Raw genomic sequence first — 285 nt, forward strand, 5'->3', positions numbered from 1 at the left:
CCCGCCAGCATCACCAGCGTCGGCCACTCGTTGAACCAGATGTAGCCGATCACGATGGCAAACAGCATCGAAGCATAGTCGTAGGGCGCCAGCATCGAGGCCGGAGCAAAACGGTAGGAGGAGGTAACCAGGATCTGCGCCACCCCGCCGACCAGCCCGGCGCCGACCAGCCGCGCGGCTGTTTGCGGATCAGGTATGACCCAGCCAAACGGTGCGGTCAGCAGCGCCAGGGCAGAAGCCGTCAGTGAGAAATAGAACACGATGGCGGCAGTATGCTCGGACTGC

The 285-nt window shown here is 63.2% G+C and carries 1 protein-coding gene; it reads right to left on the minus strand.

Annotation, left to right across the window (positions count from 1 at the left end):
• A partial coding sequence (locus tag RA19_RS25310; protein ID WP_039168683.1) for a DMT family transporter occupies window positions 1–285 on the minus strand: 285 nt, incomplete at both ends.

This window comes from Leisingera sp. ANG-M1 (assembly GCF_000813745.1).
In the GTDB taxonomy this organism is placed as follows: Bacteria; Pseudomonadota; Alphaproteobacteria; order Rhodobacterales; family Rhodobacteraceae; genus Leisingera.